The organism is Synechococcus sp. CS-1333, from assembly GCF_025128015.1.
GTDB lineage: Bacteria > Cyanobacteriota > Cyanobacteriia > PCC-6307 > Cyanobiaceae > MW101C3.
The window spans coordinates 64018-89815 of sequence record NZ_JAHLYO010000008.1 but is presented as its reverse complement, the minus strand read 5'-3'; the positions used below and the strand labels follow the sequence as shown (position 1 = coordinate 89815).

At 68.5% G+C, this 25798-nt stretch carries 28 protein-coding genes; 23 read left to right on the top strand and 5 right to left on the bottom strand.

From position 1 onward, the window contains the following. Positions 1 to 8 precede the first annotated feature (8 nt). From KQ303_RS01370 to rsmD, 6 genes are all read left to right on the top strand, one after another. Positions 9 to 857, top strand: coding sequence for a CAAD domain-containing protein (locus tag KQ303_RS01370; protein ID WP_259728841.1), 849 nt, complete (start codon positions 9 to 11; stop codon positions 855 to 857). An 85-nt stretch (positions 858 to 942) separates the two neighbouring features. Further along, positions 943 to 2106 carry a GuaB3 family IMP dehydrogenase-related protein gene (locus tag KQ303_RS01365; RefSeq protein ID WP_259728840.1) on the top strand — a complete coding sequence of 388 codons (1164 nt, stop codon included), beginning with the start codon at positions 943 to 945 and terminating at the stop codon, positions 2104 to 2106. A 235-nt stretch (positions 2107 to 2341) separates the two neighbouring features. Then, positions 2342 to 2665 (top strand): thioredoxin, encoded by a 324-nt coding sequence (trxA, locus tag KQ303_RS01360; RefSeq protein ID WP_094510265.1) that lies wholly within the window; start codon positions 2342 to 2344, stop codon positions 2663 to 2665. Between the two features lie 26 nt (positions 2666 to 2691). Further along, positions 2692 to 3846 (top strand): LOG family protein, encoded by a 1155-nt coding sequence (locus tag KQ303_RS01355; protein WP_259728839.1) that lies wholly within the window; start codon positions 2692 to 2694, stop codon positions 3844 to 3846. A 136-nt stretch (positions 3847 to 3982) separates the two neighbouring features. Then, the gene (gene hisH, locus KQ303_RS01350) at positions 3983 to 4612 is read left to right on the top strand and encodes an imidazole glycerol phosphate synthase subunit HisH (RefSeq protein ID WP_259728838.1); all 630 of its coding nucleotides are present in this window, start codon (positions 3983 to 3985) and stop codon (positions 4610 to 4612) included. Then, positions 4609 to 5229, top strand: a complete 621-nt coding sequence (rsmD, locus tag KQ303_RS01345) for a 16S rRNA (guanine(966)-N(2))-methyltransferase RsmD (protein ID WP_259728837.1) — start codon at positions 4609 to 4611, stop codon at positions 5227 to 5229. The genes hisH and rsmD overlap by 4 nt, the downstream gene beginning before the upstream one ends. Positions 5230 to 5367: 138 nt before the next feature. Here rsmD and petG read toward each other — a convergent pair whose 3' ends face one another. Beyond that, positions 5368 to 5481: a cytochrome b6-f complex subunit V gene (gene petG / locus KQ303_RS01340; RefSeq protein WP_006041770.1), complete on the bottom strand. Its 114-nt coding sequence runs from the start codon at positions 5479 to 5481 to the stop codon at positions 5368 to 5370. A gap of 74 nt (positions 5482 to 5555) precedes the next feature. Here petG and KQ303_RS01335 point away from each other — a divergent pair, with 74 nt between their 5' ends. From KQ303_RS01335 to KQ303_RS01270, 14 genes are all read left to right on the top strand, one after another. Further along, complete coding sequence (locus KQ303_RS01335; protein ID WP_233132697.1) at positions 5556 to 5963, top strand: cytochrome c; 408 nt, start codon at positions 5556 to 5558, stop codon at positions 5961 to 5963. Positions 5964 to 5992: 29 nt separating this feature from the next. Then, complete coding sequence (locus KQ303_RS01330; RefSeq protein WP_259728836.1) at positions 5993 to 6832, top strand: RNA methyltransferase; 840 nt, start codon at positions 5993 to 5995, stop codon at positions 6830 to 6832. A gap of 84 nt (positions 6833 to 6916) precedes the next feature. Continuing rightward, complete coding sequence (locus tag KQ303_RS01325) at positions 6917 to 7945, top strand: serine hydrolase (protein ID WP_259728921.1); 1029 nt, start codon at positions 6917 to 6919, stop codon at positions 7943 to 7945. Then, positions 7942 to 9495: a DUF3370 domain-containing protein gene (locus KQ303_RS01320; RefSeq protein ID WP_259728835.1), complete on the top strand. Its 1554-nt coding sequence runs from the start codon at positions 7942 to 7944 to the stop codon at positions 9493 to 9495. The genes KQ303_RS01325 and KQ303_RS01320 overlap by 4 nt, the downstream gene beginning before the upstream one ends. Beyond that, positions 9492 to 10580 carry a magnesium chelatase ATPase subunit I gene (gene bchI, locus KQ303_RS01315; RefSeq protein ID WP_094510271.1) on the top strand — a complete coding sequence of 363 codons (1089 nt, stop codon included), beginning with the start codon at positions 9492 to 9494 and terminating at the stop codon, positions 10578 to 10580. Before KQ303_RS01320 ends, bchI begins: the two co-directional genes overlap by 4 nt. 45 nt (positions 10581 to 10625) lie before the next feature. After that, a complete protein-coding gene (gene ruvC / locus KQ303_RS01310; protein WP_094510272.1) occupies positions 10626 to 11087 on the top strand; it encodes a crossover junction endodeoxyribonuclease RuvC in 462 nt (153 codons plus the stop codon). Next, positions 11084 to 11746: a 5-formyltetrahydrofolate cyclo-ligase gene (locus KQ303_RS01305; protein WP_259728834.1), complete on the top strand. Its 663-nt coding sequence runs from the start codon at positions 11084 to 11086 to the stop codon at positions 11744 to 11746. The genes ruvC and KQ303_RS01305 overlap by 4 nt, the downstream gene beginning before the upstream one ends. A 108-nt stretch (positions 11747 to 11854) precedes the next feature. Further along, positions 11855 to 12094, top strand: coding sequence for a hypothetical protein (locus KQ303_RS01300; protein ID WP_144036865.1), 240 nt, complete (start codon positions 11855 to 11857; stop codon positions 12092 to 12094). Positions 12095 to 12164: 70 nt separating this feature from the next. Further along, positions 12165 to 12671, top strand: a complete 507-nt coding sequence (locus KQ303_RS01295; RefSeq protein ID WP_259728833.1) for a hypothetical protein — start codon at positions 12165 to 12167, stop codon at positions 12669 to 12671. After that, a complete protein-coding gene (locus KQ303_RS01290) occupies positions 12668 to 13123 on the top strand; it encodes a SufE family protein (RefSeq protein ID WP_259728832.1) in 456 nt (151 codons plus the stop codon). Before KQ303_RS01295 ends, KQ303_RS01290 begins: the two co-directional genes overlap by 4 nt. Positions 13124 to 13202: 79 nt before the next feature. Then, complete coding sequence (locus tag KQ303_RS01285) at positions 13203 to 14507, top strand: homoserine dehydrogenase (RefSeq protein WP_259728831.1); 1305 nt, start codon at positions 13203 to 13205, stop codon at positions 14505 to 14507. Between the two features lie 146 nt (positions 14508 to 14653). Continuing rightward, positions 14654 to 14965 (top strand): hypothetical protein, encoded by a 312-nt coding sequence (locus tag KQ303_RS01280; RefSeq protein WP_399232553.1) that lies wholly within the window; start codon positions 14654 to 14656, stop codon positions 14963 to 14965. Then, positions 14946 to 16586 carry an ABC transporter substrate-binding protein gene (locus tag KQ303_RS01275; RefSeq protein ID WP_259728830.1) on the top strand — a complete coding sequence of 547 codons (1641 nt, stop codon included), beginning with the start codon at positions 14946 to 14948 and terminating at the stop codon, positions 16584 to 16586. The genes KQ303_RS01280 and KQ303_RS01275 overlap by 20 nt, the downstream gene beginning before the upstream one ends. Then, entirely contained in the window at positions 16583 to 17602 is a 1020-nt protein-coding gene (locus KQ303_RS01270) for an ABC transporter permease (protein WP_259728829.1), read from the top strand. Before KQ303_RS01275 ends, KQ303_RS01270 begins: the two co-directional genes overlap by 4 nt. A 95-nt stretch (positions 17603 to 17697) precedes the next feature. On the opposite strand, the gene KQ303_RS01265 is transcribed toward KQ303_RS01270, so the two are convergent. Beyond that, a complete protein-coding gene (locus KQ303_RS01265) occupies positions 17698 to 19248 on the bottom strand; it encodes an alpha/beta hydrolase (protein WP_259728828.1) in 1551 nt (516 codons plus the stop codon). Positions 19249 to 19268: 20 nt separating this feature from the next. Here KQ303_RS01265 and KQ303_RS01260 point away from each other — a divergent pair, with 20 nt between their 5' ends. Next, complete coding sequence (locus tag KQ303_RS01260; protein ID WP_259728827.1) at positions 19269 to 20510, top strand: MFS transporter; 1242 nt, start codon at positions 19269 to 19271, stop codon at positions 20508 to 20510. On the opposite strand, the gene KQ303_RS01255 is transcribed toward KQ303_RS01260, so the two are convergent. Continuing rightward, positions 20466 to 20804 (bottom strand): hypothetical protein, encoded by a 339-nt coding sequence (locus tag KQ303_RS01255; protein WP_259728826.1) that lies wholly within the window; start codon positions 20802 to 20804, stop codon positions 20466 to 20468. The genes KQ303_RS01260 and KQ303_RS01255 overlap by 45 nt on opposite strands. A 133-nt stretch (positions 20805 to 20937) precedes the next feature. Beyond that, complete coding sequence (gene ychF, locus KQ303_RS01250; RefSeq protein WP_094510279.1) at positions 20938 to 22029, bottom strand: redox-regulated ATPase YchF; 1092 nt, start codon at positions 22027 to 22029, stop codon at positions 20938 to 20940. A gap of 121 nt (positions 22030 to 22150) precedes the next feature. On the opposite strand from ychF, the gene KQ303_RS01245 reads away from it, so the two are divergent. Beyond that, a complete protein-coding gene (locus KQ303_RS01245; RefSeq protein WP_259728825.1) occupies positions 22151 to 23314 on the top strand; it encodes an efflux RND transporter periplasmic adaptor subunit in 1164 nt (387 codons plus the stop codon). A gap of 46 nt (positions 23315 to 23360) precedes the next feature. Here KQ303_RS01245 and wecB read toward each other — a convergent pair whose 3' ends face one another. Then, on the bottom strand, positions 23361 to 24491 hold the full coding sequence (gene wecB, locus KQ303_RS01240) for a non-hydrolyzing UDP-N-acetylglucosamine 2-epimerase (RefSeq protein WP_255099812.1): 1131 nt from the start codon (positions 24489 to 24491) through the stop codon (positions 23361 to 23363). 128 nt (positions 24492 to 24619) lie between these two features. Between wecB and KQ303_RS01235 the strand changes: the two genes are divergently transcribed. Continuing rightward, positions 24620 to 25789 carry a type IV pilus twitching motility protein PilT gene (locus KQ303_RS01235; RefSeq protein ID WP_259728824.1) on the top strand — a complete coding sequence of 390 codons (1170 nt, stop codon included), beginning with the start codon at positions 24620 to 24622 and terminating at the stop codon, positions 25787 to 25789. Positions 25790 to 25798: the final 9 nt, after the last annotated feature.

Genomic DNA, 25798 nt, shown 5'->3' with positions numbered 1-25798 from the left:
GGCAGTCGATGACCGAGCCTTCCGCTTCCTCCAACGCGCCGTTCCTTCCCGGTGAGCAACCGCCGGCGCACGAGCCCGTCGGGGAGGTCGCCGCTCCCATGCCCTCCAGCGGGGAGCACGGCGTTGCCGACCCCGCTGATCTGCCCCCGGCTGACCCCGCCGCTGTCGTTGGCGTGGATGCTGATGCCGCGCCCATGTGGCACTCGGCCCCGGAGCCGATGCTGCAGCCTGAACCGCTGACCCAGCCTGTGGCGGCAGTGGAAGCTGAAGTCTCTCCTCTCCTGCCCACGGGCGCGCCCGTGGATTCGGAGGTTGGCTCCCAGCCGGCTCCGGTTGATGCGTCGCCAGCTGCAGACCCGGTGAACGCTGCCGCGTTTGCTGCAGCACCTACTGGAGCAGGTGGTCAAGCCTCTGCCGAACCGCCTGCCACGCCCGCCGAGCTCCTGCCGGAGCCCAAGCCAGCCCCCGCACCAGCCCCCACCCCTGAACCCGCTGTGGCGGCCACCGTGCACGTACCGGCTGCACCGGACACCGCTGAGGGCGGTGGCGAATGGGACCTGCTGCTGGCCAAGCTGCGCGAATGGATCGGCAGCGGACGCCTCCAGCAGATGCTGGTGCAGTACCAGGGGCCCTTGCGTGCGGTTGCTCTGGCGCTTGCCCTGGTGCTGGTGCTGCGCCTCTACGGCGCCGTGATCGGCGCGATCGACAGCCTGCCCCTGCTGCCGGGTCTTCTGGAGCTGGCCGGGGTGATCTGGCTGAGCCGCTTTGCGGCCACCCGTCTGGTGCGCAGCAGCGACCGTCAGGAACTGATCGCATCGCTGGAGCAGCGTTGGCGGGCATTCCGCGGCAACGAATGAGGCCGCCCGTCGGGTTGGGCCGTGCCGGATCGGGAGGCTGACAGGCCTGTTGATAGCTTGGCCCGACTGCGACGACCATCCACCGGTGACCATTCAGTTAGGCGGGAAGCGCACCGTCCGTCGTGCCTACGGGATCGACGAGATCGCTCTGGTTCCCGGAGGTCGCACGGTTGACCCGGAGGTCACCGACAGCCGCTGGAGCCTCGGAGGCATCGACCGCGAGATTCCGATCATCGCCAGCGCGATGGACGGGGTGGTGGATGTGGCGATGGCCGTTGAGCTCTCCCGCCTCGGCTCACTGGGGGTGCTCAACCTCGAAGGCGTCCAGACCCGCTACGAAGACCCCAACCCTGCGCTCGACCGCATTGCGGCGGTGGGCAAAGAGGATTTCGTTCCCCTGATGCAGGAGCTGTACAGCCAGCCCGTGCAGGAAGAGCTGATCCGTCGGCGCATCGCCGAGATCCGCGAACAGGGCGGTATCGCCGCAGTCAGTGCCACCCCTGCGGCAGCGCTGCGCTTCGGCAAGGCAGTGGCGGAAGCCGGTGCTGATCTCTTCTTCGTGCAGGCCACGGTGGTGTCCACCGAGCACATCGGCCCGGAGGGCCGCGAGCGGCTCGATCTCGCCACCCTCTGCCGCGATATGGGCGTGCCGGTGGTGATCGGCAACTGCGTCACCTACGACGTGGCCCTGGAGCTGATGCGCGCCGGTGCTTCCGGGGTGCTGGTGGGCATCGGCCCCGGTGCCGCCTGCACCTCCCGCGGGGTGCTCGGGGTGGGCATCCCCCAGGCCACCGCTGTCGCCGACTGCGCCGCCGCCCGCGACGATTACGAGCGGGAAACCGGGCGCCGTGTGCCGGTGATCGCCGACGGCGGCATCGTCACGGGTGGTGACATCTGCAAGTGCATCGCCTGCGGAGCGGATGCCGTGATGATCGGCTCGCCGATCGCGAGGGCGGCCGAAGCACCGGGCCGCGGCTTTCATTGGGGCATGGCCACACCGAGCCCGGTGCTGCCCCGCGGCACCCGCATCAGCGTCGGCACCACGGGCAGCCTCGAGAAGATCCTGCGTGGCCCCGCCAGCCTCGATGACGGCACCCAGAATCTGCTGGGCGCGCTCAAGACATCGATGGGCACCCTGGGCGCCCGCACCCTGCGTGAGATGCAGCAGGTGGAGGTGGTGGTCGCCCCTTCCCTGCTCACCGAAGGCAAGGTGTACCAGAAGGCCCAGCAGCTGGGCATGGGCAAGTAGAGCCCTTTCGCATTGCCCGATTCGCTGCGGACTTTCCGGCGGTTTTCCAGCAATGAGACGCCGCTGGACAGGCCGAGACGGGGGCTAGTCTCGTGCCGTGGGGGCTACGGCTCGCACACTCCTCACACCACCCCGCCCGGCGCGTCCGGGCATTTTCTCTTCCAACGTTCGGTGGCGGTCCCGGGAATGATGCCAAGGCCGTTGCTACATTGGCAAAACCTTGTCCCTCCCTCGAATGTCCAGCGCCACTGCCGTCACCGACGCCTCTTTTGAGCTTGATGTGCTCAAGAGTGATGTGCCCGTGCTGGTGGATTTCTGGGCTCCCTGGTGTGGACCCTGCCGCATGGTCGCCCCGATCGTCGATGAAATCGCCAAGGAATTCGAAGGCCGCATCAAGGTCTTCAAGCTCAACACCGACGAAAACCCCAACGTCGCCAGCCAGTACGGCATTCGCAGCATTCCCACCCTGATGGTCTTCAAGGGTGGTGTGAAAGTCGACACCGTCGTTGGTGCCGTGCCGAAGAACACCCTCTCCGGCACCATCACCAAATACCTCTGAGTTCTCCCCTCGCCCCTCCCGGCGTGTTGTCGCAGCCTGCCTCCGCCGCCACGCCGGATCCACGTCCTTCGCTCTCCACGGCGGCGGAACCCTCAGTCGGCTCCACTCCGCCGCTCTTCAGTGTCGGCCAGCCAGAGGCAGAGAGAGCATGGGAGCATCAAGCCCCAGAGCTCAGCAACCACCCCCAGCGGCTGCTGATCGATCGGTCGATCGCCACCTTGATGCGGATCGCCGATAGCGGCGCCGATGGGGAAGATTGGGGGCTGATCAGTGGCACGCTTCAGGACATCCAGCAGGCGCTGCAGATGTTCGAGCAGCACCGGCGCACCCGCAAGGTCACGGTCTTCGGCTCAGCCCGCACCGCCCCGGGCACCCCTTGCTACAGGCTCAGCGAAGAATTGGCCGGCCGTGCCATCGCGGCAGGTTTCGATGTGATCACCGGCGCTGGTGCCGGTGTGATGGAGGCGGCCAATCGTGGCGCCGGCAGCGAGCACGGTTTCGGCCTGAACGTGCAGTTGCCGTTCGAGCAGCAGCCCAATCCCTACATCGCCGGTCGTAGCGATCGCCTGGTCGACTTCCGCTACTTCTTCACCCGCAAGCTTTTCTTCCTGCGCGAGTGCGATGCGCTGGTGGTGCTGCCGGGAGGTTTCGGCACGCTTGATGAATTGTTCGAGTCGCTGACGCTCATCCAGACCGGCCGCATTGCTCCAATTCCCGTGGTGCTGCTGGCCCCTCCGGGTGATCCCTTCTGGGCCAACTGGCGGCACACGCTCCGCCACGACCTGATCGATCGTGGGCTCGTCAGTGAGGCGGATGCTGCTCTCTTCTGCGATGCCAGCAGCGCCGCCGAGGCGATGGCGCAGATCTGCCGCTTCTACCGCGTGTTCCATACCGCCAGGCTGGTGAATGATCGCCTTGAGCTGCTGCTGCACGCCCCCCTCACGCCCGCGCAGCTGGCCATGCTGAACCAGCGCTTCGCCGATCTGCTGAACAGCGGGCAGATTGAGCACGATGAAGTCTGTGATCTTTCCGATCAGCTCCGACCTTCGCTGCGCTTCGATTTCAACGACCGCAAGGTGGGCCGGCTCTATCAGCTGATCGAGCATCTCAACGGTCTCGACATTCAGGGCGCGCCGGAACCGCACCACCCAGAACAACGTCGCTGTACCTTCACTTCCTGATGGCCCTTCTTCTCTTTCTTCCTCCCCCAGTTCTTCTGCCGGGGGCACATCGGCTGCTGACTGATCCCCTGCAGCTTCTGCTGCTCAGGACACAGCTGCCGGCGTTTCGCTCGCCTTTACTGGAGAGTCCGCTGCCATGAGCAGGATCGGATTGATCGATTACGGCATGGGCAATCTCCATTCCGTGCGCCGCGCGATCGAGCGCCTCGGTGCCGAGGTGGTGCCTGTGCAGGAAGCCGCCGCGATGCAGGCCTGCCATGCCTTGATCCTGCCGGGCGTGGGCGCTTTCGACCCCGCCATGCAGCGGCTGAAGCAGGCGGATCTGATCGAACCCCTGAAAGCTTGGTGCGGCTCCGGTGGACGCCTGCTGGGGATCTGCCTGGGGCTGCAATTGCTGTTCGAGAGCAGTGAGGAGGGGGAGCGCGAGGGCCTGGGTCTGCTGGCCGGACGGGTGCGGGCCCTGCCGCGCACGCCCGATCACCCGATTCCTCACATGGGCTGGGCGCCGCTGCTGCCGGGCGCGCCATCACCGCTGCTGCCAGCGGACCAGCCGCCTGCCTGGGTCTACTTCGTGCATTCCTTCGCCGCCGATCCCTCGGAGGCCGCCTGCATCACCGCCCAGGTGGCCTACGGCGATGCCCGGGTCACGGCCGCGGTATGGCAGCAGAACGTGGCGGCCTGTCAGTTCCACCCGGAGAAATCCGGGCCGGTGGGTCAGCGTATGTTGCGCCGCTGGCTGGGCTGGGTGGAGAATGCCGCCGCATGACCCTGCGGATCAGTGGCGGCCGCCGGCTGATCAGCCCAGCGGGTTCGGCGGCCAGACCCACCACCTCGCGGGTGCGGCTCGCGGTGATGAACCTGCTCAGCGCGCGGCTGGAGGGAGCGCGCTGGCTCGATCTCTGCTGCGGTAGCGGGGTCATGGGCTGCGAAGCGCTGCAGCGTGGTGTGGCGGCGGTGGTGGCGGTGGATCAGGACCGGGGGATGGCGTCCACGGCCCGGACCAACCTGGAAACGGTGCGTGCGGGGCTGAGGCGGCCGGTGACGGTGGAGGTGCTCTGCCGGCCGTTGCCGCGCTGGCTGGAGGGCGGTGGCGCCTGCCGTACGGCTGGTGGACCCTTCGATCTGATCTATGTGGATCCGCCCTATGGCGCGGGTCTGCATCAACCGATCGCGGCGGCGGTGCTTGAGCACGGCTGGATGGCCGCCGGTGGGTTGTTGGTGTGGGAGTGCGGTAGCGGCCGTGTGCCTGAAGCACCGCCCGGCTGGGAGCTGAGCCAGCAACGCCGCTACGGCAGCTCGGAAGTGGTGGTGCTGAGGCCCCTTAGCCAGCAAGAGAGTCCCGCAGAATCCTCAATGGGACAGGGTCCAGAGGAGCGCCTTTGAGGGGCTGCGAGTGATGGCCTGGGAGTCCCGGACCCGCTGGCCTCCTGAGCCAGTGGTCTGATCACCTGCTGGCCTCATGACCAGCTTGAAGGATGTTCAGGCCGCCCCAGCCTCTTGGTTCAGGCAAGCAGCGCCGGTTCAGCCGCCGAGGGCGCTGCCACGGCGGTACTGGTTCCAGGCCGCCACGAACAACCCCAACAGGGTGACGGGAATCAGGCCCAGCACGATGCCGCAGAGCAGGGGTTCGATCATGGAGAGCCAGCCACACAGAAGTGACGCAATTGTTTCACGTCTGCGGCAGTGTGGAGGGAGCAGCGTGGCGTTCCTTGACAGGTGATCTGACCCCGACAACGGCTCCTGAGGGGGCAGCGGAGGCCACCTTCCGCCGTCAGGGTCTGATCACAGCGATGGCGCTGATGGCGGCTGCCGCCTGCGCGCTGCTGGCCCTGGGGCTGCTCCCCTCCATCCAGGGCGACCCCTACACCCGCCAGACCCTGGATCTGGTCGGCTCGGCCGATCGCGGCAGCCGGCTGTTCCTGATCAACTGCGCCGGTTGTCATGGCATTGCCGGCCAGGGGCTGGTGGGCCCGAGCCTGCATGGCGTCACCCAGCGCAAGAACGACCGCCGGCTCGTGCAGCAGGTGGTGAGCGGTCGCACTCCGCCCATGCCCCGTTTTCAGCCTGATCCCCAGGCCATGGCCGACCTGATCGCCCATCTCCACGCACTGGCGTGACGGCCCCTGCGCCCCCTCCCTGCCCACCGGTGGTGGTGTTGGTGGAACCTGCTGGGCCTCTGAATGTGGGCAGCGCCGCCCGCCTCTGCGCCAATTTCGGCATCGTCGAGCTGCGCCTGGTGGCGCCCCGCTGCGATCACCTCGGCGATGAAGCCCGCCGCATGGCCGTGCATGCCCAGCCGCTGCTGGAGCGGGCCGTTGTTTTTCCCGCTCTGGCCGCCGCCATCGCCGATTGTCGCCGCGTCGTGGCCGCCAGTGGCCGGCCGGAGGCGGCACCGGTGGCCGTGGTGGACCCGCCCGAGGCTTTTGCCTGGCTGGCGGCGGGTGACGGAGAAGGCGATGGCGACGGGGCCTCAAGTGCGGCCCGCGGCCCCGGCGGCTCCCGTGGTCCCGACAGCCCTGGCCGCCACCACAGCCCTGCGGATACCCCTGTCCCGGCCACGGTGCCGAAGGTGGCTGCCCTCGTGTTCGGCCGCGAAGACCGGGGACTGAGCAATGACGAACTCCTGCAGGCCGGACGGGTGCTGCGCATCGCCGCCGATCCCGCCTACACCTCGCTAAACCTGTCCCATGCGCTGGCCATCGTGTTGTACGAGTGGCACCGGTTCCACGCCCGCCCGTCTGGTCCAGGCCCCGGGCCCACCACGGCGCTGCCCACCCCGGTTCGGCGCGCCGACCTGGAGGCTGCGCTGGCCGATGCCCAGGCGCTGCTGCTGGAGGTGGGTTTTCTGCTGCCGCACACGGCCCATGCCCGCATGGCCAAGGTGCGAGGCCTGCTGCAGCGGGCCCAGATCGATGCCGATGAAGTGGCCATGGTGCGCGGCATGGTCCGGCAGCTGCGCTGGGCCACCGATCGCCGGACCCCTTAACGTCCTGCCAATCCATTTCTTTTGTCTGTGCGCTCGGGCCGCCCCCCCCGATCCGGATCCACCGGCTGGTTCCAGCCCCTGGCTCTGGTGCTGCGATTGCTGGTGATGGGCGTCGGTCTCGGCGTCATCACTGGCACGGTGCTGAAACAGCTCGCCCCCCGGATGGCCCAGGGAGCGATGGACACGCCGCGCATGGGAGCTGCCACCACGCCGGTGTCGCCCCTGCAGCAGGGCATCCCGCTGGGCAGTTTCGAACCGCGCAAGGAGCTCACGGCTCTCAGCGCCCGCTGGAAGGCCCTGGCGGCGGCCCAGAAGGATCTAAAGGTGGGAGGGTTCCTGCTGGTGCTTGATGACGGCCGCTTCGCCCAGCTGAATCCCGACACGCCCCTGCCTGCCGCCAGCTCGATCAAGACCCCGATCCTGCTGGCGGCGCTTGAGGACCTCGACCGCGGCAAGTTGCGCTGGGGCGAACCCCTGCCACTCACCAAGGAGGTGGTGGGCGGTGGTGCCGGCTGGATGGCCAATCGTCCGCTCGGCACCCGTTTCCCCTTCTACGAAGCGGCCACCGAGATGATCCGCGTCAGCGATAACAGCGCCACCAACCTGCTGATCAAACGGGTGGGCGGGAAGCTGGCCATCAATGCCCGCTTCCAGGCGCTTGGCCTTCCTGCCACCGTGGTGAACAACTGGCTTCCCGATCTGGAGGGCACCAACACCACGAGCCCCCACGACCTCGCCCGTTCCATCGCCCTGGTGGATACCGGCGCCAAGCTCAGTCCACGGGCACGGGATCACTTCCGCACGATTCTGGGCACCTCCCGCACCAATACCCTCCTGCCCGCCGGGGTGCTCAAGGGGATCGGTGGCGATTCCAGCGACCCCGACAGCGAACTGCTCGCCCGCGGCATCACCGTGCTCAACAAGACCGGCGACATCGGCATCGCCTACTCCGATGCCGGACTGATCGAACTGCCCAACGGTCAGCGGGCCGTGGCGGCCTTCATGGTCAAGGGCCCTTTCAACGATCCCCGCTCCACCGATCTGATCCGGGCGATGGCCGCGACCATGAGCGAAACCCTGATCGGCCGTTCCCCTGCTCCCACCCCGCGATGAATCCGCAAGCTCCCCGCAACCGCCGCTGTCGGTGGCTGAGCTCCCTGCTGCCAGCTGTTGCCGGTGGCGTCCTGGCGCTGGGCGCGAGTGGCGGGGCCGCCGCCGATCCGGTGACCACTCTGGCGGCCACTCCCGCGGCCAAGCCAGCTGCGGCGCCTGCCCCTGCTCCCGCCCCCGCTGCGGCTCCCACCACCGTGCTGCGGCCCCAGCAGGTGCGGCCGCTGCCCGGAAAGCTCGATCAGGTGCCGCTGATCAATGACAACAACCCCGAGCTGATCACGGGGCCCGGCATCCTGCTCTCCACCTTCGATGGGGCCGCCACCCTGGGCGGGAAGCCCCTCGGTGTGCCGGCGGCTCACCTCAACCGTCCCCTGAAAGGTCGCTTCGATCTGTTCAGCCATCACGTTTATGCCGGACGGCCCGAAACCGTGGATTCCACCCTCTGGCTGGGGGTGGTGGCGGCGCCCAGCGGCCCGCGGCCGGTGCGGCTGCAGTTGATCAGCGGTTCCACGGCGCTGTCGCAGGCCACCGACCCGAAGCAGGCGGACGCCCCCTTCCTGCCCCTGCCGGCGCTGGTTCCCCACGACGGCACCTCTGCGTTTTCCGGCCCCGGCAGCCGGGTGGCGGCTGAACTGCTGCAGCAGCGCCGCAGCCCTGAGATTCCCGCCCAATGGCAGCTGCCGGCCGGAGAACTCACCACCCTGGTGGCGCTGCCGATCCCGGTGCGCGGACTCGACCCTCTGCTCAACGGCCGCAACCTGCAGCTGCGGCTGGTGAGCGACGGGCCGGTGCAGGTCGCCACCCTGGCCGCCTTCGGCGGTGACCAGCCCCCATCGGACGCCACCTGGCTGGAGCTGTTGCGGGGCGGGCTCAGCCCCAAGGAGCACCAGCCCACTCCGCGCGGCGCCAAGGGGCGGATCATCTATTCACGGGTCAGTGGCGTGCAGCTGGGCAGCCGTTGGACCGGTACGCTCACCGATCCCGGCAGCCCGGTGCTGTCGGTGCGCAGCGCCCCGGTGTCGTGGCCGATCGCCGGGCTGGAGCTGGGCACCCTTGGCACCGGCCAGGTGCAGACCGCCGAGCTCGATCCCTTCTATCCCGGCACTGCCTGGGCCGCCCACGGCAACTACGGCGTCGAGTACGACCTGCGCCTGCCGCTGCGGAACGACAGCGATCAGCCGAGCGTGCTTTCGCTGGCGCTGGAGTCGCCCCGCAAGACGGACAAGCCGCTGGGGGGGTTGAGCTTCAACGCCACCGAGGCCCGGCCGGTGATGTTCCGCGGCACCGTGGAGGTGAGTGGCCTCGACGATCCTCAGGGCCGGCGGATGGGCCGGCGCTGGTTCCACCTGGTGCAGCGCCAGGGGCAGCAGGGGCCTGAGCTGGGCCGCGTTCGGCTCCAGCCTGGAGAGCGGCGCGAGCTGCGCGTGCGCTTGGTCTACCCAGCTGATGCCACCCCACCCCAGGTGCTCACCCTGCTGCCGGTGCCCGCCGCTCCGGCGGAAACCTCAGCTGTGAAACAATCCGAACCCGTGCCGAGCTGTCGTCCGTGAGTCAGACCCGCAAGCGCAGGGTGTTCCCCTTCACCGCCATCGTCGGCCAGGAGGAGATGAAGCTCGCCCTGCTGCTGAACGTGATCGATCCCCGCATCGGCGGCGTGATGATCATGGGCGACCGGGGCACGGGCAAGTCGACCACCATCCGCGCTCTGGCCGATCTGCTGCCAGCCATCCCGGTGGTGGCCGGCGACCCCTACAACAGCTCTCCCACCGACCCCGACCTGCAGAGCAGCGAGGTGCGCGCGCGGGCCGAATCCGGCGAGACCCTGCCGGTGGAACCTCGCCAGGTGCCGATGGTGGACCTGCCGCTGGGTGCCACCGAAGACCGTCTCTGCGGCACGATCGACATCGAGAAAGCCCTCAGCGAGGGCATCCGGGCGTTTGAGCCGGGCCTGCTGGCCAAGGCCAACCGCGGTCTGCTCTACGTCGATGAGGTGAACCTGCTCGACGACCACCTGGTGGACGTGCTGCTCGACTCGGCCGCCTCTGGCTGGAACACGGTGGAACGGGAAGGAGTGAGCGTGCGGCACCCGGCGCGTTTCGTGCTGATCGGCTCCGGCAACCCGGAGGAAGGGGAGCTGCGGCCCCAGCTGCTCGATCGCTTCGGCATGAGCGTGGAGGTGCGCACCGTGCGCGATCCCGAGCTGCGCGTGCAGGTGGTCGACCAACGCACCGGCTTTGATGCCGACCCCGAGGCCTTCAGTGCCCAGGTGCAGGACGTTCAGGAAGCCCTGCAGGCCAGGGTGGTGGAGGCTCAGAACCGGTTGCCGTCGGTGGTGATCGACGACGACCTGCGGGTGCGCATCTCGGCGGTGTGCGGCGAACTGGATGTGGATGGTCTGCGCGGCGACATCGTCACCAACCGGGCGGCCCGGGCCCTGGCCGCCTTTGAGCACCGCAACGAGGTCACCGACGACGATGTGGCCCGGGTGGTGGCCTGCTGCCTGCGCCATCGCCTGCGCAAGGATCCACTGGAGCAGATCGACACAGGCGATCGGGTGATCAAAGTGTTCTGCAAGGTGTTCGAGCGGCCTGAGCCAAGCGACCGCAACGGTTTCGAACTGGCCCTGGCGGCCTGAGCCTGTCGGCTGCTCAACTCCCGCAGGGCGCGGATAATTCGCCCCATGCGCATCCTCGGTATCGATCCTGGTCTCGCCCGTGTCGGCTACGGCGTGATCGAGTCCGGCCCGCCCCAGCGGATGCTCGACTGCGGCATGATCCAGACCCTTCCTGGCCGCTCCGATGGCGCGCGGATGGTGGAGATCGCCCGTGACCTGCGCTGGCTGGTGCGGCGCTGGCGCCCGGAGCTGGCGTCGGTGGAGAAATTCTTCTTCTACCGCTCCAGCACCACGATTTCGGTGGTACAGGCCCGGGGCGTGGTGATCATGACCCTGGCGCGGCTGCAGGTGCCGGTGGTGGAGTTTCCGCCGATGCAGGTGAAGCTGGCGCTCACCGGTTCGGGCCATGCCGGCAAGGAGGAGGTGCTCGACGCCGTGATGCGCGAACTGTCGCTGGATCACCCCCCACGCCCCGACGACGCTGCCGATGCCCTAGCTGTGGCGCTCACTGGCTGGTTTCAGCGGTGAAGCAGCCCGCTGCCGGTGGTGCTGCTCCCGGTGACGCTGTGGCCAGTGGGGCAGGTGCCGACAAGGCAGCCCTGCGGAGCCACTGGCGGCAGCAGCGCTTGGCCCTGCTGATGGAGGCGCACCCTGCCCTGCAACAACAGGCCGTTGCGGCGCTGGCGCCCTGGCTGGATCGCCCGCAGCGGTTGGGGCTCTACTGGCCCCTCCGCGGCGAAGCGGACCTGAGGCCGCTTCAGGAGCTGGGATCGGCTTCGCTCGCCCTGCCGGGGGTGCGGCCGGCAGCGGGCCTGGAAGGAGACCCGGCCGCAGGAGCGTCGGGGAGGGGCGCCGCCGCACTTCATTACGTCGCCTGGAACCCGGGCGCGCCGCTGCTCCCTGATCACTGCGGCATCCCGGCCCCACAGGGGCCCAGCCTCGAGCCCAGCGCCCTGGGCCTGCTGCTGGTGCCGGCGCTGGCCTTCGACCGCCGCGGCTTCCGGCTGGGTTCGGGCGGCGGCTGGTACGACCGCTTGCGGCAGCACCCGGCCTGGCGCTCCGTGCCGGCTGTGATCGTGGCGCCCTACGGCTGTCTGGTGGAGGCCCTGCCCACCGACCCCTGGGACATTCCCTTCGACGGATGGCTGAGCGAGCGGGGCCTGGAATGGTTGCAACCTGTTGAGTGATGACCACCCCAGCCCGCCTGACGGGGCTGCATTTGCCAGGATCCCCGCAGTTGAAGCCTTCCTGTGGTGCTCTCCTCGGATTCGTCCGCTCAATCGCCAATGGGCCTGATGCAGCCTGCGGTGGCCCGGATGGATGCCGATGGCACCAGTGGTCGGCGCCTTTCCCCAGCGCTGCGCGCCGGAACCGCCGCAGCGGCAGGCCGCACCGTGGCCGATCGCGTGATGGCCGCCGAGCTCGGCCACCGCTCCGAGCCCAGCGAGGCCCTCTCGATGATGGTGAGCTCGATGGTACGGATGGTGCAGGCGGGCAAGGCCCATGCCGCCGGCAACCGCTGGTCGGCCTCCTGAACCCCACTTACGCTGGAATGCCTGGCCCACCTGAAGCGCGGCCGGCCCTCCGCTGTTTGCTCAATCGCCCGTGACCTCCTGCCAACGCCTGGTCGTGCCATGCCTGGGAGCGGTGGCCCTGGCCCTGCTGCCGGTGGCAGCCCGGGCCCATGCCATCGAGAGCAGCCTCGATCAGCTCCGCTCCCTCAACGACTCCCTGCTGCTGGAGAGCCGCTTCTCCTCCGGTGAACCGGCGGCCGGAGCCCAGGTGCGCGTGGTGCCGCCAGGAGGCGGCGCGCCGGTGACGGTGGGCCAGCTGGATGCCGACGGCAAGCTGTCCTTCGTGCTGCCGAGCGGCGCCGATGGCACGTGGGAGCTCCAGGTCGACGACGGCCCCGGCCATCGCGACTTCCTCGACCTGACGGTGAAGAGCGGCCGCCCTCTGATCGACAGCCTCAGCGGCCGACCGGCCGAGCCGACGGCGCCCTGGACCTCCCCCTGGCTGATCGGCACCCTGGTGCTGGGCGGCCTCGGCAGCGTCGGCGGGGTGATCGCCGGCCTGAGCGGCTGGTCTGCTGCGCGCCGTCGCCTTCGATGAGCGCCGGCACCGAAGCGCTCGATCGGATCGTTGAGCGACTGCGCGGCACCACTGACCCCAAGCGCCGCTACGCCTACGTGCTCTGGCTGGCCCAGAAGCTGGAGCCGCTGCCGGATGAGTTCCGCGTCGACCCCTTCAAGGTGAAGGGCTGCGTGTCGCAGGTGTACGTGGTGGGCGAGCTTCAGGAGGGGCGGCTGCACTGGCGTGGGGATTCCGATGCCCAGATCACCAAAGGGCTGCTGGCCCTGCTGATCGAAGCGCTCGAAGGTCTGACGCCCGAGCAGGCTGCCTCCGTTGATCCTGCCTTTCTGGCGGACACGGGCCTGCAGGCCAGCCTCACCCCATCGCGGGCCAACGGCTTCCTCAACATCTTCAAGATGATGCAGGCCCAGGCCCGCAGTCTCGCCGGCGGCGAGTCCACCGCCGGTGCGGCTTCCGGCGCCCCCTCCTGATGACGAGCGGCGCCGGCCTGCAGGAGCAGCCGCGCTGCAGCCAGGTTTCTAGGCTCGGACGTTTCCAGGCGAGACAGGCATGACCATCGGCATCGGCTTGCTGGGTCTCGGCACGGTGGGAGCGGGCGTAGCCGCCATCCTGTCCGCCCCGGCGGGTCGCCATCCGCTGGTGGACCAGCTGCGGCTGCAACGGGTGGCTGTCAGGGATCTGAGCCGCCCGCGCCCGGTGGAGCTGGATCCGGCCCTGCTCACCACCGACCCCGAAGCGGTGGTGCAGGATCCGGCCGTCGACATTGTGGTGGAGGTGATGGGCGGACTCGAACCCGCCCGCAGCCTGATCCTCAGCGCCATCGCCGCCGGGAAATCGGTGGTCACGGCCAACAAGGCGGTGATCGCCCGCCACGGCCAGGAGATCGCCGCGGCGGCCGCCGCGCGGGGCGTGTACGTGCTGATCGAGGCCGCGGTGGGCGGCGGCATTCCGATCATCGAGCCGCTGAAGCAGTCGCTGGGTGCCAACCGCATCCAGCGGGTGAGCGGCATCATCAACGGCACCACCAACTACATCCTCACCCGCATGGCGGATGAGGGGGCCCTTTATGGCACGGTGCTGGCCGATGCCCAGGCCCTCGGCTACGCCGAAGCCGACCCGGCCGCCGATGTGGAGGGTGGCGATGCCGCCGACAAGATCGCCATCCTGGCGGGACTGGCCTACGGCGGCGGCGTCGAACGCTCCGCCATCCCCACAGAAGGCATCAGCGGCCTGCAGGCCAGGGATGTGAGCTACGCCGACCAGCTGGGATTCCGCGTCAAGTTGCTGGCGGTGGCGCAGAGCGAGGGCACCGATCCCGACGGCACCGAGCAGCTCGATGTGCGGGTGCATCCCACCCTGGTGCCGAAGGATCACCCACTGGCGGGGGTCAACGGCGTCAACAACGCCATCCTCGTGGAGGGGGATCCGGTGGGGCGGGTGATGTTCTATGGGCCTGGTGCCGGGGCCGGGCCCACCGCTTCGGCTGTGGTGGCCGACATCCTCAACATCGCCGGCATCCGCCAGGTGGGCGGCCCTTCCGCCGGGCTTGATCCGCTGCTGGCGGCCGGCAGCTGGCGCCGTTGCCGCCTGGTGGATCCCGCCGTCACCCGCCACCGCAACTACCTGCGCCTGCAGACCACCGACCAGGCGGGCGTGATCGGGCGGATCGGCAGTTGCTTCGGCCAGGAGGAGGTGTCGATCCAGTCGATCGTGCAGTTCCAGGCCTCCGGCGGGGAGGCTGAGATCGTGGTGATCACCCATGACGTGCAGGAGGCCCGTTTCCGTGCGGCGCTCACGGCGATCGCCGCCCTGCCCGACGTCAAGGCGGTGGCGGCCTGCCTGCGAACCCTCTGAGGCAATGATCCGCGAACCCTCTGCCGGGACATGCTGAGCGGCCTCACCTGATGGGAGTGATCAGCAGCACCGATCCTTCGGTCGCGATCCCCTCACCGGGATTTCTTAAGGTTCATAGCGAACGCCTTCCCCTCTCCAGCCCCGAAATGCTGTCGACACACGCCCCCACCACGGGCGACCCGCAGCGCCGTCAGGCCCCATCCCCCCTCGCCACCCCTCTTCCTACGGACACCCCCTCCATCCGCACCAGCCCGATGAGCCTCCACCAGGGTGATTGCATTCACCTCGCCTCGGATTCGAACCTGTACCAGGTGATCGCCGTGGATCCACCCCATGACCGCTGCTGGGTGCGCCGCTGGCCGCTGGCGCGGGAGGGCTCCCCGGTGTTCGAGGTGTCCTTGCAGCAGGTTCACAACAGGCCGCCTTCCCTGGCCCTGAATGGCCAGCCGAGCCTTTGAATGGCCGCAGCGAGCGTCACCGCCCCCCATCGCCCCCTTTCCTGATCTGAAGCGCTGGCTGACGCTTCCCCTGGTGGGAGTGCTGAGCCTGGGTCTGCTGTCGGCCTGCCAGCCCGTCCGTCCGGTGGACCGGCTGGTGGTGGCGGGGCGCAGCCGCATCGATTCAGTGGATCCAGCCGCCACCTTCAGCATCGGCGCGATGCAGTTGCTGAGCGCGCTGGGCGACCCCCTCTATGCGATCAGTCCCGAGGGCGAGCTGCAGCCACGCCTGGCCGTGGCACCGCCCCGCCTCAGCGCCGATCGTCTCACTGCCTGGGTGCCGCTGCGCCAGGGCGTGCGCTTCCACGACGGCAGCCGCTTCGATGCCGCCGCCATGGTGTTCACGCTGGAGCGCTTCCTGGCGATCGGCAAGCTGAGCTACCTGCTGGGCGACCGGATCGCTTCGGTGCGGGCCAGCGGGCCCTACGAACTGGAGCTGCGCCTGCGGCGCCCGTTCACGGCCCTGCCCCAGCTGCTCACGGCGGTGAATCTCACGCCGTTGTCCCCCACGGCCTACCGCGCCCACGGCCGCCGCTTTCTGAACGAGCGCTTCGTGGGCACCGGGCCCTACCGGCTCACCTTCTTCAACGATCAGCAGCAGCGGCTGGAGCCCTTCGCCGACTACTGGGGCCCGAAGCCCGCCAACAGCGGCATCGACATGGTGAACCTGAGCAACTCCACCGCCCTTTACGGCGCCCTGCGCAGCGGCGAGGTGGATGTGCTGCTCTCCACCAGCCTGGAGGGCGACCAGCAGCTGTCGCTGCACCGCCTGGCTGCGGCCGGCGCCCTGCGCGAAGGGAGGGGGCCGGCTCTGGAGATCGGCTACCTCACGCTGCTCAGCGACCAGCCGCCCCTGAAGGATCCCCGCCTGCGCCGCGCCCTGGCCTTCGGCCTCGATCGTGAGCTGATCAGCCAGCGGGTCAGCCACGGGCTGCGCCCTTCCCTCCGGGAGCTGGTGCCCCCCACAATCCCCGGTTCCGATCCGCAGGCCTGGCCTGCCTTCGATCCGGCCCAGGCCCGCGCGCTGTTTCGCCAGGCCGGCTACTGCAGCGGCCGGCGGTTGAGCGTGCCCCTCACCTTCCGCTCCAACATCCCCTCCGACCGCTTGTTCGCGCTCACCTGGAAGGAGCAGCTGGCCCGTGACCTCGGCGACTGCGTGCAGCTGGAGATCAGCGGCATGGAATCCACCACGGCCTACCGGCAGCTCGGCGAGGGTGCCTTTACAGCGATCCTGCTGGAGTGGATGGGGGATTTCCCCGATGCCGACAACTACCTGATTCCCCTGTTGGGGTGCGAGCAGGCGGAGGGCAACCGCTGCCTCAAGGGGGCCAGCGCCGCCAGCGGCAGCTTCTGGACCCAGCCGGGTCTTGAGCAGGATCTCAAGCGCAGCGAAAGCCTGGAGGGCGAGGAGCGCGTCGCCCTGGTGCGCCGCCTGCAGCAACAGGTGGCCCAGGCTTCCCCCTACATCCCGGTGTGGCTGGTGGCCCCGCGCGCCTGGGCCCGCCCCAACCTGCAGACGCCCCGCTTCGATGGGGCCGGCCGGGTGGTGTTCAGCCGGCTGCAGAAGGAGCGCCACCCATGAGCCGCCGTTCCCAGCTGTTGCGCTACGGCGCCAGCCGCCTGCTGCTTGGCCCGGTGATGCTCTGGCTGATCGCCTCCCTGGTGTTCCTGCTGCTGCGGCTGGCGCCGGGTGACCCGATCGATGCCCTGCTCGGCATCCGCGCTCCGGAGGAGGCCCGCGCCGCCCTGCGCCAGCAACTCGGGCTTGATCTGCCGCTGCTCACCCAGTACGGCCAGTTCCTGCTGGGTTTGCTGCGCGGGGATCTGGGCGCCTCGCTCACCAATCAGACACCGGTGGCCCAGGTGATCGGCCAGAGCCTGCCGGCCAGCCTGGAGCTGGGCGTGTGCGCGCTGTTGATCGCCGCCGTGCTGGGGCTGGCGGTGGGGTTCTCCGGCATCGCCCGTCCCGACGGCAAGCTCGATCTGGCCGGCCGCCTCTACGGCATCGGCACCTACGCCCTGCCGCCGTTCTGGGCGGCGATGGTGGTGCAGCTGGTGTTCGCCGTCTGGCTCGGCTGGTTGCCGGTGGGTGGGCGCTTCCCGGTCACGCTGCTGCCGCCCAGCGGCTCAGGCTTCTACCTGTTCGACAGCCTGCGGGCCGGCAACTGGCAGCAGTTCAGCGGCACGGTGCGGCATTTGGTGCTGCCCGCCACCACGCTCGGCGTGCTGCTCAGCGGCATCTTCGATAACGCGCTGCGGCTCAACCTGCGCCGGGCGCTCCGCTCCGATTACGTGGAAGCGGCCCGCAGCCGCGGCCTGAGCGAACCAAGGGTCGTGCTGCGCCACGCCCTGCCGAATGCCCTGTTGCCTGTGCTCACGATCACCGGGATCACCGTGGCGTCCCTGATCGGTGGCGCCCTGCTGATTGAGGTCACCTATTCGTGGCCGGGCATCGCCTTCCGGCTGCAGGAAGCGATCGCCCAGCGCGACTACCCCCTGGTGCAGGGGATCGTGGTGGTGGTGGCGGCGCTGGTGGTGGTGGTGAGCGTGGTGGTGGATCTGCTGGTGGCCCTGCTGGATCCGCGGATTCGTTTCTGACGCTTGCTGCTGAAGCCGGTGCTGAACGCTGCCGCTGGTGCCTTTTTGCGCCCTGCTGTGGGAGCGGATGGTCTGCCCCGTCCCGCTGTTGCCGTTCAGCCGTCGAGGCGCCGGTGCCAGTGGCGGGCTGCCTCCCGGTCCAGCACGTAGGCCCGCACGGTGCCCTGCAGGCGCTGCTGGCTGGCCAGGGCAGCGGACCCGTCGAGGGAGCCGAGGAAGTCGGCGGTGAGGTTGAGCAGCAGCTCCTGCACCTGATGCGGTTCCACCCCGACCAGCTCCTCGCCTAGCTGCAGCAGCGCGGGGTTGTCGTCACCGAGGCGCACCACCGAGAAGTGGCTGCCTCCCTCCACCATCACCAGCCGGCTGCGGGGGTTGTGCTGCTGCAGGAACAGCTCCAGCTGCTCGCCCACCGGCGGCGTGACCAGATCAAGGCCGCCACCCACCATCAGCAGCGGCGTGCCGTTGAGGCGATCGAGGCCGCGGCCTGGCCAGAGCAGGCTTCCGAAGGGATTGAAGCTCACCACCGCCGCCACCGGGTCGCGCCCGTCACCGCTGCCCACCTTCGGCAAGGGCACCTCCGGCAGCTGGCATTGCAACAGCCGCGAGAGGTTGTTGAGCGGGATCCCTCTCATCGCCTGCTTGCAGCGCTGGTCGAGGCCCGCCACGGGCCGGGCGCCTCCGGCCATCAGAGCCGACAGCCCACCGAGCGAATGGCCCAGCAGCACCGCGGAGGAGCCCAGGGGCGGCAGCCGGCCGTCCTGCTCGGCTTTCAGCACCGCCTCCACATCCGCAAGGCGGGCGGGGAGAGTCTCGGCGCCGGGGGGCGGGCGCTGCCCATCGAGCAGTTGCCGCACGACGTGTTCGTCGCTGCTGGGGTCATCGATCAGCAGCACCGGGTAGCCGTGCTCCGCCAGCCCGCGGGCCAGCCAGTTCAGCTGGGCGCCGCTGCTGCCCAGCCCCGGCATCACCAGCAAGTAGGTGCCACGAGCGGGCCCCACCGCCTCCCACAGCTCGATCTTGAGGGGGTCGGGCCGGTGGGTCACCGCCAGTTCCAGCAGGCGGGGCATGGGAACGGCGCCGGTGGGCTGCAGGGCCGGCGCCCGTGCGGTGCTGGGGGTGGCGGTCAGGGGCAGTCGCAGCTGACGCAACTGCCGCAGGGCCTGGCCCTGCAGTTCCACCTGCCGGCGCCATTGCTGCGCCAGCTTCAGCACCTCATCCACCTCCAGGGTGAGCCGGGGGGTGGGCACAGCCCGCAGCAGGCTCAGCGGGGTGACCGGTTCCGGGCGCTGCAGCAGGCCGCGGAGTGTGTTCACCAGCAGAGGGCCGCTGCCGCTCTGGTCGGTGCTCAGCAGTGCCCCCATCTCCTCGACCACCTGCCGGCCCGCCCAGCTCTGGATCAACTGCAGAGCCAGGTCGCGCTCCTCCAGGATCGGCGTGAGCAACAGGCGGCGCAGATCCTCGCGGCTGCGGGGGTCGAGCAACTCGAACCACACGCCCAGGTCGTTGCCCCGGGAGCCGGGATCACGGCTCCAAGCCTCCAGCTGGCCGATGTCGATCGGCAGCGAGAACCCGTCGAGCCGAACGATCAGTTGATCTGCGGCCTTGGCCGGACTGCCCCCCCCGACCAGCAGACTGGTGAGAAGCACGAACAGCGGTCGGAACCGGTTTGACACGACGTCGAGCAGGGGCAAGCGGCCTCGGCTGGTTCCTCCAGTTTCCCGCGCCCCTGCAGCAATTGTGCTGGATGCGGCTGCTGAGCGGCCTTGGCGGCGGCGGCGTGATCTATCTCACCGCTGTGGTGTTCCACAACGCCGGATTCTCCGCCACTGCGGTCGGGCAGGGGCTGGCGGCAGCCGCATTGGCCGGTACGGCCGGTCGCTTGCTCTGCGGCTGGTGGCTCGACCGCGGCCGCTCCTGCAATGGCCCGATCGTGCTGGCCGCCTTGATCTCGGTGCTGGCAGACACGCGCCTGTACAGCGCCACCAGCTTCCCCGCCTACGTGAGCGGGCAGATGCTGATCGGACTGGCCCTCGGGCTCTGGTGGCCCGCGATCGAGCTTGCCGTGACCCAGAGCTGCGCGCCGTTGCCCTCCAGCCGCGCCTTTGCGTTGGTGCGCACCGCTGATGCGCTTGGCATCGCCACCGGCGTGCTGCTGGGCTCCGGGCTGGCGGCCCTTGGCCGCTTGCGAGGCATCTTCCTCGTCGACATCGCCTGCATGGTCGTGCTGCTGAGCCTGCTGCTGCGCCGGCCGCTGCCGCCGGCACCAGTCCGCAGTGCCGACAGCCGACTCGATTCCTGGCAGGGATGGGTGCGTCCCCTGCTGCCCCTGCTGGCGATGACGGTGCTGTCCACCGGCATGGTGGCCCTGCTGCAGGGCGCCCTGCCCCTGGATCTGGTGCGCGGCGGGCTGGCCCGCCCCCCCCTGCCGGAGAGCACTGGTGCCCTGCTGCTGGCCCTGCAGCTGGGGCTCCTGCTGGCCCTGCAATGGCCGCTGGGGCGCTGGCTGTCAGAGCGGTCGGTGGCCTTCGGGCTCGGACTGAGCCTGCTGGGTTTCGCGCTCGGCAGCTCCCTGCTGGCCTTCTCCAGCCTGGGCTGGCACAGCCTCACGGTGCTGCTGCTGGCCCAGCTGCCGCTGGCGGCGGCTGTGGCCGCCTTTCTGCCCACGGCCACCGAAGCGGTGGTGGAGATCACGCCCCCCGCCCATCAAGGCATGGCCATGGCGCTGTTCTCGCAGTGTTTTGCGCTGAGTGCCTTCGTAGCGCCGCAGGTGGCGGGCCTGTTCCTCGATCAGCAGCGGCATGGGGGCGGCCTCTGGCTGGCGATGGCGGCGCTCTGCCTGCTGGGCCTCACCCTGGTGCGTCCCTTAGCCCGCGTCCACCCCCACGCCAGCCCCTCCAGTGTGATCTGAGGCCCCGGCCCCGCCAGGGGCGGGCCGGGAGATCCAGCCCTGCTGCTCGTGAGGCAGGGGCTCGGTGCCGTACTCCCAGTCGTCGTAGTCGGGGTCGTTGCGGATGCGCTGGTGCAGTTCCTTCTGTATTTCAAAGTTGTGTGCGCCGGGATTGCGCGCACCGGTGGCGGATCCCGCACCTCGGTCAGGGGTCGCCGCGGTGGCGCTCGTGACCTCGGCCAGCGGCGGCTCAGCGGCAGGCAGATTTGCAGGCGCTGCCGCGCTGCCAGCAGAGGGCTCCTGGGAGGGGTTCATCAGGCTTCGCCTCGTCGGACACCATTCTCGCCGAAGGCGGCCGCCGTCCCGGTCACGGAAGCCAAAGAGGAGGGCGGCTCAATGCTCTGCGCCTGCCTCAGCCGCCGAAACGTCTGCTGAAGTTGAAACCGCTTCAGACGTTGAACAGGAACTCCATCACGTCGCCTTCGGCCACCACGTACTCCTTGCCCTCGCTGCGCAGCCAGCCTCGGTTGCGTGCTTCCGACAGGGAGCCCGCTTCGATCAACTGCGCGTAGGCCACGGTCTGGGCGCGGATGAAGCCCCGTTCGAAATCGGTGTGGATCACGCCGGCGGCCTGAGGCGCGGTCATGCCGGCTGTGATCGTCCAGGCCCGGGTTTCCTTTTCGCCGGTGGTGAAGTAGGTGCGCAGGCCGAGCAGCTGATAGGTGGCGCGGATCAGGCTCTGCAACCCGCCCTCGCTCACCCCCAGCCCGTCGAGATAGTCGGCGCGCTCGGCTTCGCCGAGTTCAACGAGTTCCGCTTCCACCTGCGCAGAAATCCGCACCACCTCAGCCCCTTCACGCTGGGCAAGGGCCACCACGGCCTCGCTGTGGCCGTTGCCTGCCGCCAGGTCGTCTTCCGACACGTTGGTGGCGTAGATGATCGGCTTGAGGGTGAGCAGGCCGAGCGGACGGATCGTCTCGCGCTCGTCGGCGCCGAGGGCAACCCCGCGTGCCGGTGCGCCGGCTTCCAGCGCAGCGGCGATGCGGCCCAGCACCTCATCTTCTGCCTGGGCTTCCTTGCTGGTGCGAGCCTGCTTCTTGAGCCGTTCCCGCCGCTTCTCCACCTGGGTCAGGTCAGCGAGAGCCAGTTCCAGATTGATGATCTCGGCGTCCTGGGCGGGATCCACCTGACCAGCCACGTGGATCACGTCGTCGTCCTCAAAGCAGCGCACCACGTGCACGATCGCGTCCACCTCGCGGATGTTGGCGAGGAACTTGTTGCCGAGCCCTTCGCCCTGGCTGGCGCCCTTCACCAGGCCGGCGATGTCGACGAACTCCACCCGGGTGGGCACGATCTCGCGGGAACTGGAAACGTCTGAGAGCATTTTCAGGCGCCCGTCGGGCACCGCCACGGAGCCCACGTTCGGCTCGATCGTGCAGAACGGAAAGTTGGCGGCCTGGGCCTGGGCGTTGGCCACCAGGGCATTGAAGAGGGTGGATTTGCCCACGTTGGGCAGCCCCACGATTCCGGCTTTAAGCATGGGGCTAAATCTAAACGGCGCCCCCCGGGCCTCCCATGGCCACGTTTTTCGCCGCGACCATCAAGACTGGTTACAGCGACCGCTGACTGTCATTCCCCGCTCCGACCTTCGCCCTGCGCCGGTGCTGACACCGCCCCAGGAACAACCGGTCCCGGCCGCCCCTCGCCGGCCCGGTCCCAAAAAGCGGCGCTGGCCTCTCTGGGCAGGGGTGGCCGCGGCAGTGCTCGTGATCGGCGGTGTGGCCCTCTGGCAGCGCCAGCGCAGCACCACCCAGCAGCAAAAGTCGCTGGCCGCCTATGTGGTGAAGGCCGAGCGCGGCAGCCTGCCGGGCATCGTCACCTCCAGCGGGGAGCTGGAAGCGGCCCGCAGCGTCAACGTCAGCCCCAAGCGGGGCGGCGTGCTCGCCGACCTGTTCGTGGATGAGGGCGATCTCGTGCAGGCCGGCCAGCCGATCGCTCTGATGGACAGCGGTGACCTTCGCGATCGGGAGAATGAACTGCTGGCCCAAGAGCGGCAGGCGGCCGCCGAGTACGCCCGCAGCCGCTCGGAGTTCGAACGTCGCCAGAAGCTGTATCAGCAGGGCGCGATCAGTCAGGACGACATCGTCAGCTTCCGCACCCGCATGCTCACCAGCAAGGCGGCCCTTGATGCAGCCCGGCAGCGCAACGCTCAGCGGGATGTGGAGCGCGGCGAGCTCACGATCCGCGCCCCCTTCGACGGCGTGATCACCCAGCGCTTCGCCGACCCCGGCGCCTTCGTCACCCCCACCACCTCCGCCTCCGCCAATGCGGGCGCCTCCAGCTCATCGGTGGTGGAGCTCGCCCGCGGCCTGGAGGCGGTGGCCAAGGTGCCGGAAAGCGACATCGGTCGCATCCGCCTCGGCCAGATCGCCACCGTGCGGGTGGATGCCTTCCCGGACCGCCGCTTCACCGCGCGCGTGCGCCAGATCGCCCCCCGGGCGGTGAAGATCAACAACGTCACCTCCTTCGATGTGAAGCTGCTGTTCACCGATCCCCACAGCGAGCTGCGGATCGGCATGACCGCCGACATCGACTTCAAGACCGGCACCCTGCCGGCTCAGACCCTTGTCCCCACTGTGGCAGTGGTCACCGAGGAAGGGCGGCCTGGGGTGCTGCTGGTGGGCAAGAACAACCAGCCCACCTTCCAGCCGGTGACGCTCGGCTCCAGCAGCGGCCGAAACACCCAGATCCTCTCCGGCCTCAAACCGGGTACCCAGGTGTTCATCGATCTGCCTCCCTGGGCAAAGAAACGTCCCGGCAGCTGAATCCCACTCCGATCAGGCCAGCTGCCAGATCAGGCCAGTGGCCAGCTCAGTTCCGTTCTGCCAGGAAGGCACGGCAGGCCGCCACGATCCTGCCGCTCGCCTGGCCGTCCCCGAAGGGGTTGTGAGCCATGGCCATGGCCGCGTAGGCCGCAGGGTCGTCGAGCAGGCGCCCGGCTTCCGTGGCGATCGCTGCCGCATCGGTGCCGATCAGGCGCGCCGTGCCCGCAGACACCGCTTCCGGACGTTCCGTGGTGCGCCGCAGCACCAGCACCGGTTTGCCCAGGGCTGGGGCCTCTTCCTGCAGGCCGCCGGAGTCGGTGAGCAGCAGCGTGCAACCGCGGATCGCTCCCACCAGCTCGTCGTAATCGAGCGGCTCGGTGAGAAAGGCCCGCGGGTGATCGCCCAGCATCTGCTGCAGGGGTTCCCGAACGGTGGGGTTGCGGTGCAGCGGAAGGAGCAGGGCGGTGTCGGGGTGTTGCTCCAGCAGTCGCAGGAAGCCATCACCGATGGCGAGCAGACGCTCTCCCCAGTTTTCCCGGCGGTGCACGGTGGCCAGGATCACCCGCTGCTGGGTCCAGTCGAGGCCAGGAAGCTGCAGCAGCGGCGCCTGCTTCGCCATCAGCAGCAGCGCATCGATCACAGTGTTGCCCGTGACCAGCACCCGGCCCACCACCCCGGAGGCCAGCAGGTTCGCCTCCGACACCGAGGTGGGGGCGAAGTGCAGTTGGCCGATCTGGGAAATCAGCCGGCGGTTGGCTTCCTCGGGGAAGGGGTCAAGCAGGTTGTCAGTGCGCAGGCCGGCTTCCACGTGCCCCACGGGGATCTGCTGGTAGAACGCCGCCAGAGCGGAAGCGAAGGCGGTGGTGGTGTCGCCTTGGACGAGCACCAGATCCGGCCGGTGCTCAGTGAAGTCCTGCTCCAGCCCCATCAGGGCGGCACAGGTCACGTGGGTGAGCGTCTGGCGGGGCGTCATCAAGGCCAGGTCGCGATCAGCGGTGAGGCTGAAGAGCTCCATCACCTGCGCCACCATTTCCCGATGTTGGCCGGTGAGCACCACCCGGGTGCGAAAGCCTTCGGCTTGTTGGAAGGCGCGGATCACCGGTGCCAGCTTGATCGCTTCGGGCCTGGTTCCCAGCACGATGCTGACGAGCGGAGCGGTGGTGATCAAAGAGCCCATGCGGGGGTGTCGATCCTAAGGAGAGCCGGTGTCGCATTCACGTGGCGGAGCATCCCCCTACCGATCAGCAGCTGCATGGGAACTCAGGCGAGTACTTGCCCCAAAATGGCTGCAATGCTGTCCAGCCGATGACCAGTTCCCTGTTTCCCCCTAGCTCGGTGCCTGCGCCCGACTCCCACCCCGCCGCCGTGGATGGTGTAGATCCGGCCCCAGCGCCACCACGGCCATCCGTGGCTACGCCCTGCACACTGGAGGAGGTGGTGCGCGTGGCTTTTGAGGCCAAGTGCTCAGATGTGCACCTCGGCGTCGGTGAGGAACCGCGGCTGCGCTTTCGCGGCGATATGCAGATGACCGGTTGGCCGATCATCACGAACCAACGGTTCTCGGAGTGGCTGAATGAGATTCTCTCTCAGGAGGATCGTCAGGCTTTTCGCAGCGATAAGGAATTCGACGGATCACATTCTTTCGGTTTCGTGAGGGTGCGGATCAACCTCTTTGAATCGCTTCTTGGTCCAGCCATGGTGCTGCGGCTTATCCCCTTTGAGGTCCCCACACTGGAATCCCTTGGGTTTCCGGATGTCTTTAAGCATCTTCTCAAGTACACCAAGGGCCTGATCCTGATGACAGGCCCCACGGGCTGCGGCAAATCCACCACTCTAGCCGCAATGATCAATTGGATGAATTCAACTCAGTCGAAGCACATCCTCACCATTGAGGATCCAGTCGAATTCGTACATGTCAGCAAATCCTGTCTGGTGCGGCAGCGTGAGATCGGCCACCACACAAAGTTGTTCTCGACTGCTTTGCGGGCGGCATTGCGGGAAGATCCTGATGTGTTGCTGATCGGGGAGATTCGCGACCAGGAAACCCTCTCCACTGCCTTGGAGGCTGCTCAGACCGGCCACTTGGTCTTCGGCACGCTCCACACTAACTCCGCCGTAAAAACCGTTGAGCGGATGCTGGGTATGTTCCCGTCCGAAGAACAAAAATCAATCCGCACAAGTGTGGCCGAATCGTTGTTGGCTGTGATCTCGCAGGGGCTGCTCAAGACGATTGAAGGTGGCCGAATCGCTTACCACGACATCTTCATCAACACCGATGCCTGCCGGGATTACCTCCTTCGCGGCGAATTCGACGAGGTGGAGGAAATCATGAAACGCAGTTCGTTTGAAGGCATGAAAACATTGAACCAGTCCCTTCTTGAGCTGGTAGTGGCAGGCAAAGTGAGTGCGGATGAGGCGTTGGCCGTGAGCCTCAAGCGTGGTGAGCTCTCCCAGGCCCTACGAGGCCGCGAATAGGGCGGAGTC

Coding starts and splice junctions, on each gene's coding strand:
- KQ303_RS01370 (WP_259728841.1), top strand. CDS start 9: ATGACCGAGCCTTCCGCTTCCTCCAACGCGCCGTTCCTTCCCGGTGAG.
- trxA (WP_094510265.1), top strand. CDS start 2,342: ATGTCCAGCGCCACTGCCGTCACCGACGCCTCTTTTGAGCTTGATGTG.
- hisH (WP_259728838.1), top strand. CDS start 3,983: ATGAGCAGGATCGGATTGATCGATTACGGCATGGGCAATCTCCATTCC.
- rsmD (WP_259728837.1), top strand. CDS start 4,609: ATGACCCTGCGGATCAGTGGCGGCCGCCGGCTGATCAGCCCAGCGGGT.
- petG (WP_006041770.1), bottom strand. CDS start 5,481: ATGATCGAACCCCTGCTCTGCGGCATCGTGCTGGGCCTGATTCCCGTC.
- KQ303_RS01320 (WP_259728835.1), top strand. CDS start 7,942: ATGAATCCGCAAGCTCCCCGCAACCGCCGCTGTCGGTGGCTGAGCTCC.
- ruvC (WP_094510272.1), top strand. CDS start 10,626: ATGCGCATCCTCGGTATCGATCCTGGTCTCGCCCGTGTCGGCTACGGC.
- KQ303_RS01300 (WP_144036865.1), top strand. CDS start 11,855: ATGCAGCCTGCGGTGGCCCGGATGGATGCCGATGGCACCAGTGGTCGG.
- KQ303_RS01290 (WP_259728832.1), top strand. CDS start 12,668: ATGAGCGCCGGCACCGAAGCGCTCGATCGGATCGTTGAGCGACTGCGC.
- KQ303_RS01285 (WP_259728831.1), top strand. CDS start 13,203: ATGACCATCGGCATCGGCTTGCTGGGTCTCGGCACGGTGGGAGCGGGC.
- KQ303_RS01280 (WP_399232553.1), top strand. CDS start 14,654: ATGCTGTCGACACACGCCCCCACCACGGGCGACCCGCAGCGCCGTCAG.
- KQ303_RS01275 (WP_259728830.1), top strand. CDS start 14,946: ATGGCCAGCCGAGCCTTTGAATGGCCGCAGCGAGCGTCACCGCCCCCC.
- KQ303_RS01270 (WP_259728829.1), top strand. CDS start 16,583: ATGAGCCGCCGTTCCCAGCTGTTGCGCTACGGCGCCAGCCGCCTGCTG.
- KQ303_RS01255 (WP_259728826.1), bottom strand. CDS start 20,804: ATGAACCCCTCCCAGGAGCCCTCTGCTGGCAGCGCGGCAGCGCCTGCA.
- ychF (WP_094510279.1), bottom strand. CDS start 22,029: ATGCTTAAAGCCGGAATCGTGGGGCTGCCCAACGTGGGCAAATCCACC.
- wecB (WP_255099812.1), bottom strand. CDS start 24,491: ATGGGCTCTTTGATCACCACCGCTCCGCTCGTCAGCATCGTGCTGGGA.
- KQ303_RS01235 (WP_259728824.1), top strand. CDS start 24,620: ATGACCAGTTCCCTGTTTCCCCCTAGCTCGGTGCCTGCGCCCGACTCC.